A 9221-nucleotide genomic window follows, 5' to 3' on the forward strand; every position below is an offset into this window, starting at 1 on the left:
TCTACAACGGGGCAGGCTCTGTGGAAGTGTGAATCTTACTCTGGACATTAGCGGAGTCTCTTGGTTTTGGTCTCTCTTGGTTACCGAAACCTTACCAAGTTTCTCCGCCCTCTTCTTTTCACACCGCCTGTGGGACGGTTACTTGACGCTAGCAGACGCCCCACATAGACTGCGGAGAACTACCATCGGGCGGTGACTCACTCATGAAAGACAACCGTGTACGCCAACTCGTCAAGGATCGGAAGCCTGCCATCGGCTGTTTCCTCGGATTGGGCAGCCCGGTGGTCGCAGAGTTGATGGGACTCGCCGGCATGGACTGGCTGGTCGTAGAGACCGAGCACAATGCGCTCGATTCCGCTGAAGTCCAGCAGATGTTGATGGCCATCGGAAACACCGATGCCGTGCCAATCGTGCGCGTTCCCAACCGAGATCAGGTCTACATTCAGCGTGCCCTGGACATGGGCGCGATGGGTATTCTCGTGCCCGGAGTCAGGACTGCAGAAGAGGCCCGTGCCATCGTCTCCTACACCCGGTTTCCGCCTGTCGGCATTAGGAGTTGGGGCCCACTGCGAGCATCGTCATACACGCTCGACAACGACGACTACTTGGAACGCGCCAACGACAACATCCTCGTCTCACTCATCCTGGAGACGAAGGACGCCGTCGAGAACCTCGACGAGATATGCGCCGTGCCAGGTATCGACGTTCTGACCATCGGCCCTTGGGACCTCTCGCTCGAACTCGGTCTCGACCCACGACAGCTTCCACTTCCAGAGATTGAGGATATTTCAGTGAAGGCGCTGGAGATTGCCCGCGCGCACGGCGTGGAAATCGGCGTTTCGGCCAACACTCCGGACGGCCTCCGCGAGCGCCAGTCACAGGGGTTCACATTCATCCAGTACGGACCCGACTACGGTCTCGTAACCGCCGCCGTAACAAGCGGACTCGCCGCTCTTAACCGCGACTAGAGTCCCTTCTCCTTGGGGAGAAGGTTAGAGTCTGCCCCGGACTTGATCCGGGGATGAGGGGAAAGTTTCATTACCCAAGCATGAAAGCTGCGCTGCGAGACCAACACCTCATCTGTCATCCCCACATCTAACGGCCCACAAGATATACTGTGCGCCAAGACTCATCGCGGGCGTCGCCTGACGCCGGCCACGGAGGTCACCGATGAAGCTCGGACTGTTCCTCATGCCCTCACACCCGCCCGAGCGCTCCACCTGGGACGCGCACCAGTGGGACCTCGACTGTCTTGAGATGGCGGACAGCTATGGCCTGAGCGAGGCGTGGATCGGGGAGCACTTCACGGCGCCGTGGGAGCCCGTTCCCACTCCCGACCTGCTGATAGCACAGGCCTTGATGCGTACGAAGAACATCAAGCTCGGAACTGGCGCTCATCTGCTGCCGTTCCATCATCCGGTGGAGCTTGCTCACAGGGTCGCCTACCTCGACCACCTCGCACAGGGTCGCTATATGTTCGGCATCGGCTCGGGTGGTCTGCTCTCAGACCACGAGCTGTTCGACGTCGATTTCGACGAGGGGGAGCACCACGCCAGGACACGCGAGTCGCTCGACATCATCCTCAGCCTTTGGGAACACATCGAAGGCCCATTCAAGTACAAGGGACAGTTCTGGAACGTGAACATCCCCGACCCCGCAGAGTACGAGTACGCCACTCTCAAGACGTTCCTGACCCCGTACCAGAAACCTCATCCACCCATAGGAGTCGCCGGCGCCAGCCCCGGTTCAAACACGCTGAAGATAGTCGGCGAGCGGGGATACATCCCGATGAGCCTGGGACTCAACGCAGTCTACGTCGCCAGCCACTGGGACGCCGTGGTCGAAGGTGCGGAGTCAGCAGGCAGACAGCCACCTTCACGCAGCGAGTGGCGCATCGTTCGCGACGTCTGGGTAGCAGACACTGACGAGGAGGCTCGCGAAGGAGCGATGAACGGGATGCTAGGGCGCTGCTGGCGCGAGTACCTGCGCCCGCTGTTTTCGTATGGGGCGTACCCGTTCGTCAGCTTCATGAAACACGACAAGTCGATTTCTGACGACGACGTGACACTCGACTACATGCACGACAACCTTTGGATTGTGGGCTCTCCTGACACCGTCGAAGAGAAGCTTCGCGCCCTGTATGACACTGTCGGAGGATTCGGTACACTGCTCTGGCTCACTTTCGACCACTCGGAAGATAGAGACTCGTACGAGAAGTCCGTCCGCTTGCTCTCCCAGGAGGTGATGCCAAGACTGGCTGATCTTACCCCCAAGTAAACTGATCTCCCCTCCCTCAGAGCCTACCCCGTACTTGATACGGGGGTGAGGGTGAAAGGTACTATGACCTGTCCCTTTCACCCCACCAGATAAGAATGAACCCTTTAGAGAGCTTCCAGAATAGGAGCAATACATGACCATCGATGTCGCAACCGCCATAGCAAGAATCTTGAAGCAGGAAGGAGTCGAGTGGGTCTCGACCTTCCCCGTGTGCAGGGTGAACAACGCCCTCGGACGCGAGGGCGTCCCCATGGTCATGATGCGTGACGACCGTTACGCCATCGCGCTCGCGGATGGTTTCTCCCGCGTGACCGGCGGTGAACGCATAGGCGTGTGCACGGTGCAGGGTGGCGTGAACGCTGCCGGCATCCAGGTCGCCTATGCAGGTCTGGCCCAGGCATTCGAGGATGGCTCGCCCATACTGTGTATCACCGATGGCGTTCCTGCAGGCAGCACGGAGAACTCGCAGTTCGACGTGACCACTAGCCTGAAGTCCGTTTCCAAGTGGTACGGGTACATCGACAGACCGTCGAGGGTACCGGAGTTCATGCGCCGCGCATTTACCATGCTGCGAAGTGGCAGGCCTGGACCGGTGGTGCTGTCCGTGCCGGAAGCTTCGGGAGAGTATGACGAGACCGCCGACCCCTATACCCCGGTCAAGGGCTGGAAGACGGCCCCCGATCCCGCCGACGTCTCCGCAGCCGCCGACATCGTTCTCGACGCAGAGAACCCGCTGATCTATGCAGGCGAAGGCGTGATCTATGCCGGCGCGTCTGCCGAACTGAGGGCCCTCGCTGAGCTGCTGAACGCACCGGTCGTCACTACCCTGAAAGCCAAAGGTGCCTTCCCTGAAGACCACCCGCTCTTCGTAGGAGTCCGTGGAGACGCTCCCGCTGAGTACCTGGCAAAGAGCGATGTGATCCTCGCCGTCGGTTCCAGCCTCTCGCCCGGCCGCTTCAGCCACGCGATACCTGACCCCGCCAGCAAGAAAATCATCCAGTGCAACCTCGACGAGTTACACGTCAACCGCATCTACCCAACCGCCCACGCCGTGATCGGCGATGCCAGGTTCACGCTCGACGCGCTGGCAGCCGAGGTCTCAGACAGGACCGGAGGTGATGGTCGCACTGCCCCCGACGTCGAGTCCGAGGTCGCTGCTTCACGAGACGCCGCCCTTGCAGGCTACCGGGAGGCCATGGCGTCGGACGACACGCCGATCAATCCATATCGCGTCTACGGCGACATGATGAAGGTGCTCGATCCGTACAACTCGTTCGTCACTCACGACTCCGGCAACACCCGAGACCAGCTCAGCACGATCTACGACACGCTAATCCCACGGGGATTCCTGGGATGGGGCAACGTATCCACGCTCGGATTCAGCCTCGCATCGACGATTGGTGCAAAGTTGGCCTATCCAGACCGCCAGTGCGTCGCGGTTACCGGAGACGCCGGAGTTGGCTACATGCTCGGCAACTTGGAGGTCACACTGCGCGAGCGAGTCGGCATCACGATTGCACACATCAGTAACGGCGGTTTCGCAGGGTACGGCCCCGGCTTCTGGGGCGAGGGACACGACCCGTACACCCACGTCGTGCTTGGCCCAGATGACGTCGACATGTCCAAGGTCATCGGACAGTTGGGGCTTCACACAGAGCGAGTGTCCGAGCCGTCCGAAGTGATCCCGGCGCTGGAACGCGCACTTGCAGCCAATGAGTCCGGACAGCCCGCCTACATCGAGTTCATCTGCTCCCAGTACCCTCTGTATGGCGGATGGGTGCCAAGTACGCTGGCCCACTGATTGCCATCTGCTCTTGCATTGCAGCCCTGGTCCGAAGAGTGATCGATCGTGAACGATGATCCCCAGCCGGGCTCGACGCCCCCAAACGGCGGCAACGGCGAAGAACGAGACAGATCGTGGGGGAGAGAGTACCTCTTCGCACAGGCAGTAATCGTACTAGCCATCGCTGCCGCCATTGTCGCCGCCATCATCTCACAGGACCGCGGGTTGGCCAGCCTAGAAATGCAAGCCGAGAGGCCGGCAGCGCCTTCGAGCGGATTCACAATCGTTCAGCAAGGGTCGGCTCCGCCAATCTTGTGCCCTGGGGGAGCCCCGAGTGAGCACCCGACGGCTGAAGACGGACTGGCCAGAGACTGCGCCGCGCTGCTGTCAGCGCTACCCACGCTCGTCGGCGATGGTGAACTCGACTGGAGTGTTGACGTGCCCATCACCCAATGGCAGGGTGTAATAGTTGCGGGAGACCAGTCACGAGTCGTGGCGTTGGATCTTACCACCAGTGGACTGTCCGGCCAGATAGCTCCAGAGTTAGGCCAGCTGTCGGCGTTGCAGTCCCTCCATCTCTATGGCAACGAACTTACAGGGCGGATTCCGGAGGAGTTATCCCACCTTGGTAACCTCACGATACTCGACCTTGGCGGCAACAGGCTTACCGGTGAAATCCCATCACAGTTAGGCGACATGGCCACTCTTACGTGGATGGACGTGAGCTTCAACGACCTGTCCGGCCCCATCCCTGACGAACTCTCCAATCTCGATCGGCTGGAGTGGCTGGTAATTGCGGGAAACGATCTGACGGGACCAATCACAGGCAAGCTGGACGACCTCATCAAGCTGGAGTACCTGAGCATCTACGAAACGGGCCTGACCGGCTGTCTACCGGACAGACTGAAGGGCGTCGACGGCCTCCTAGGCGATGTCCCATTCTGCGACGACTAGTGATGCGCGGACCTACTGCGCTGTAATTCCCCCGTCTATCACGAGCTCGCCGCCCGTCATGTAGGAAGACTCGTCCGAGGCGAGGAACATCACCCCGTTGGCTACGTCTTCCGACTGGCCCAGCCTGCCCAGGGGCACCCGGTTCATCCAGTCGCGCTGACCCTCCTCGGTGTCGAGTGAGTCACTTGTCATATCTGTGTAGATGATCCCCGGATGTACCGAGTTGCACCGGATGTTCTCCTTCGCGTACTGGATTGCCGTCGACTTGGTCAGGATACGCACGGCACCCTTCGTCGAACTGTATGCTGCCGACTGAGGGCTCCCCTGGAGTCCCGCGACGGACGAGATGTTGATGATCGAACCACCGCCAGCATCGCGCATTGCCGGAATCGCAGCCCTGGTGCCCAGGAACACGCCCTTGGCGTTGATATCCATGATCCGGTCCCAGTTCTCTTCCGTCGTATCCTCGATATTTGCCCGGATCAGGATCCCAGCGTTGTTGACCAGTATGTCCAACTTCCCGTAGTTGTCCACGGCGGTCCGAACTGCGTCTTCCCAGTCGGACTCGCTGGTGACGTCGAGGTGGACGTAGGTTATGTCCCCTCCGGCCTCTGCGATCTCAGCCTCGACCTGCCTGCCCATGTCATCGAGGATGTCGCCAATCACCACCTTCGCGCCCTCGCTGGCGAACAACCTGGCTTCGACGGCTCCCTGCCCGCGTGCCCCTCCGCTTATCAACGCTACCTTGCCCTCGAGCCTCATAAGTCACCCCCTGCGTCGTATGAATCGCTGCCTTACCGTGGCCGCAATTGTACGGTATGCGCCGCTCTTCGGCCCGTGTTCACGGCGGGTCTTTCGCAGGGTCTCCAATCTTGCAACTACGTAGGGCGAACGCTTATCATTCAGTTTGGTGTCGTACGCGAATATGACACAGTTAGACTACGCGCAAAACTATCGATTCCCATTGAAGCAAGACCTGCGGACGGAGACTTTTTATGGTGGCAACAAGCGGCTCTACGGCTATAGTAAACACCCTCTCCCTGTCACACGGCATAACAGCGAGAGAAGTCGAGCTACCGGACTATGACAAGGAGCGACTCGAAGACGTCGGTTTCCTGACCGCCATGACCCTGGTCCTGCTCGGCAACTATGCGCAGACCGGGCACTTCGGTGGCCCGCTGGCCTACACCCCTTACACTGTCACCTCCCACCTGGTCGGCCCCGATCTGGGCGGACTCAGGTACGACTACCGCCGCCCCAAGCATCCATACTCAGACCGCTTCATGCTGGCCGGTGGCCACAATGCTCCCGTCACCTACGCGCTGTGGATGATCATGGGCGAGGCACTTGCTCGAAAGCACGCCCTTACCGGTGACGATAAGTACGCAGCCGACCCCAACACCTCGATGCTCTCAATAGACGCCCTCGGATTCCGCCGGGGCAGGGGAGCGCTCGACACGCTGCTGCAGGAAAACAACCTCGTCGATCATCCGCTGATGGAGCAGGCCAAGATCCGCGGCATCAGGTCGCTCGCCGGTCACTCTGAGACTACCGACCTGACAAACGACGTCAACGGCGGACCTTCCGGCATCGGCATAGCGACCGCAGCTGGCAAGGCAGCCTTCTGGGACATCGTCGGAGCTCCCGACAGCCTGAAGATCATGGCTATCGAGGGCGAGTTCGCCATGACCTCCGGTCACTCGCAGGAAATGAAGACCGCCGCTGTTGCCCAGCAGGTCGGCAAGCGCCTGCGAGTCCTGCTCTCTTATAACAACGCCGGCATCGATGACGAGCTCGTGGGCAGCGTCATCCGCCCCGTATACGACGCCTATCGCATCGAGGACCAGTGGGCCGCCTACGGCTGGAACGTAATGACCCTCGACAACGGCAACGACTACGACCAGGTGGTCGCCGCCTTCAAGACCATGGAAGAGTGGGACCACGAAGACGACCGTCCCATGATTGTCGTCGGCAAGACCGTCAAGGGCTGGTGGCCCGCTGCGGTCGACGGCCAGATTCCTGGCTACGGCGAGCAGGTTGTCAGCTACCACAGCCACCCGTACAACCTCGCCATGAACGGCGACTACTTCGTCGGCCTCGCAGAGACGTTCGAGCGACGCTTCGGCGTAGAGTTCGAGGGCATCCGGGACGGCGCAGTCTCGGACAACCGCGAACGGCTCATCCAGTTCAAGAGGAACATAGACATCGCCATGTCTGTGTTGGAGCAGAATGGCCTGGGAGACTGGCTCGCAAACCGCCTAGTCGAACTCGGTGAAAGCGTTGACGACGGCTTGCCACTGCGCATCGACCGTGGGACGAACCCGTTCAAGGACTCGCGGCTCGCTGTCAAGAATCTGCCGGTCGAGCCTCAGAACCTTACCGTCACCAACCCCAGCAGCGGCGAGGAGAAAGACCTCTCCATCAAGCTCTTCGAAGAGCCCGGCAACGTGCGTGGGACGCGAAGAGCGATCTCCGAGATCATTAAGTGGGCGAACTACGTTACCAACAACCGATTCGTCGTCGTGGCTGCCGACCTCGCTGAGTCGATCAACGTCGAGCATGGCGCGATCTGGGACACTTTCGACCCGGTCGCCAACCCCAGCGGAAGCAGGCTCAAGGCCGCCATCCAGGAAGCGGGCAATGCGTCCACCGCCATAGGTCTCGTCGGCCAGTCGGTCTCTCTGGATCCAGACGAACACGTGGGAGTCTGGGCTCTCAGCGGCACGTACGGCGCGTTCACCCCGCTCATGTATCTCCCAGCACGCGTGTGGAGCCAGCAGAACCAGGACAGCCCGTTCGGTACGGGCGTGCTGCACATTCTCGCGGGCCACTCCGGTCCCGAGACGGCCGCTGACGCACGCACCCACTTCGGCATCTTCTCCCCGCAGGTGTGGAAGCTCTTCCCACGCGGGCAGGCGATCACTCTTAGCTTCTGGGACTACAACGACGTCGCACCTGCCTACTTCGCTGCCGCTGAGATCGCGGCGCGCGAACAGGAAGTCGGTGTGATCGTGCTCGAGGTCGCCAGGCCGGACTTCCCGGTCGCTGACCGCAGCACCTTCGCGGACACGGACCTCACGGCCGCTGCCAAGGGACTCTATCTCATTCGCGACTTCGACCCGGACAAGCCCAGGCACGGCACAGTGCTCGTGCAGGGCTCGTCATCGACAGTCAACCTCGTCTCGGTACTGTCGAAACTCGAAGAAGAGGGCGTAAACGTCCGCGTCGTTGCAGCGATCAGCGAAGAGCTGTTCACCCGGCAGTCGCAGGAGTACCAGGACTCTGTCCTGTCTGCGAGCGACAAGTACGACATGATGATCGTCACCACAGGCACCCGTCGCATGTGGCCCGTCCAGAACGTCGGCCCGCTCACCGACGAGTACTCGCTGACGTCAGACTGGGACAACCAGTGGCTGACAGGTGGAAGCGAGTCTGACGTGATCGCCGAGGCCCATCTCGACGCCGACTCCATCTACGCCGGCATCAAGCGCTTCGCCGACGAACGCGAAAGCCGCATGACCCGCCAGCGAGAGGCCCTCGCCGGCCTCGGGTAGGGGGCTGTCTCTAGGCTATTCCATCCTTGGGTGGTGATATACTTGAAGTCACCACCCTATATACCCTACCCAGTGTGCTAACTTCGAATGGCCGTTGGTTGGGTTTACGCCAAGGCTTTAGTCATGAGATTAGACCTGCCTCGTCATAACTGCACATCTTTCGAAATCCAAAGTGAATTGACTCCACTAGGGAGCAGTGCCGCCTCGTTGCAAGAACTGATGGAACTTACCTATATGCAGAGTATAGAAAACGATACTCTTGCAATCTTCGCCTCTAGGTACGTCATAAAAGGAACTACACACAAAGCGCAGGGCCTGCTTATTCGAAGCGAAGACAATGAAGATGATGAACCCACGTTCCAAGTTTCCATTACTGTCACACGGGCGTCTAGCAATCTGCCCCGTCCGCCTCGTACTATGAGGGCCTGTCTCTATGCTGTTGGAGGTTGCCTCGGAGCTGGTTGACGAGATAGAAGTGAGCTGTACAGCTTCATTTGAGTACTTGTTGTCTGAAGGCTATAGGTCTCGAGTAGTCCTTCCGATCGTTCTCCCAATAGAGCCTGACCAGCATGGAGTAAGAGGGTGTCTGAGAAGTCATTTCAGGTAGGGACAGCCAGTCGGCGTAGCATCAGCCTGACCATGGCAGCATACAC

6 protein-coding genes are annotated in these 9221 nt (G+C 60.0%); 5 read left to right on the forward strand and 1 reads right to left on the reverse strand.

Features of this window, described 5'->3' with window-relative positions; genetic code table 11:
- Nucleotides 1-203: 203 nt before the first annotated feature.
- The 4 genes from J4G14_13960 (at nt 204) to J4G14_13975 (ending at nt 5014) form a co-directional block, all read left to right on the forward strand.
- A complete protein-coding gene (locus tag J4G14_13960; protein MCE2458894.1) occupies nt 204-968 on the forward strand; it encodes a 2-dehydro-3-deoxyglucarate aldolase in 765 nt (254 codons plus the stop codon).
- Nucleotides 969-1170: 202 nt separating this feature from the next.
- Nucleotides 1171-2277 (forward strand): LLM class flavin-dependent oxidoreductase, encoded by a 1107-nt coding sequence (locus tag J4G14_13965; protein ID MCE2458895.1) that lies wholly within the window; start codon nt 1171-1173, stop codon nt 2275-2277.
- 133 nt (nt 2278-2410) lie between these two features.
- Nucleotides 2411-4078 carry a hypothetical protein gene (locus J4G14_13970; GenBank protein MCE2458896.1) on the forward strand — a complete coding sequence of 556 codons (1668 nt, stop codon included), beginning with the start codon at nt 2411-2413 and terminating at the stop codon, nt 4076-4078.
- A 48-nt stretch (nt 4079-4126) separates the two neighbouring features.
- The gene (locus tag J4G14_13975; GenBank protein ID MCE2458897.1) at nt 4127-5014 is read left to right on the forward strand and encodes a hypothetical protein; all 888 of its coding nucleotides are present in this window, start codon (nt 4127-4129) and stop codon (nt 5012-5014) included.
- Nucleotides 5015-5026: 12 nt separating this feature from the next.
- Here the strand turns inward: J4G14_13975 and J4G14_13980 are convergent, their stop codons facing one another.
- Nucleotides 5027-5776, reverse strand: a complete 750-nt coding sequence (locus tag J4G14_13980; GenBank protein ID MCE2458898.1) for a glucose 1-dehydrogenase — start codon at nt 5774-5776, stop codon at nt 5027-5029.
- 233 nt (nt 5777-6009) lie between these two features.
- On the opposite strand from J4G14_13980, the gene J4G14_13985 reads away from it, so the two are divergent.
- Nucleotides 6010-8568 carry a hypothetical protein gene (locus J4G14_13985; protein ID MCE2458899.1) on the forward strand — a complete coding sequence of 853 codons (2559 nt, stop codon included), beginning with the start codon at nt 6010-6012 and terminating at the stop codon, nt 8566-8568.
- The last annotated feature ends 653 nt before the right edge of the window (nt 8569-9221 follow it).

It is taken from the genome of Dehalococcoidia bacterium, assembly GCA_021295915.1.
GTDB lineage: Bacteria > Chloroflexota > Dehalococcoidia > Lucifugimonadales > UBA1123 > VXRN01.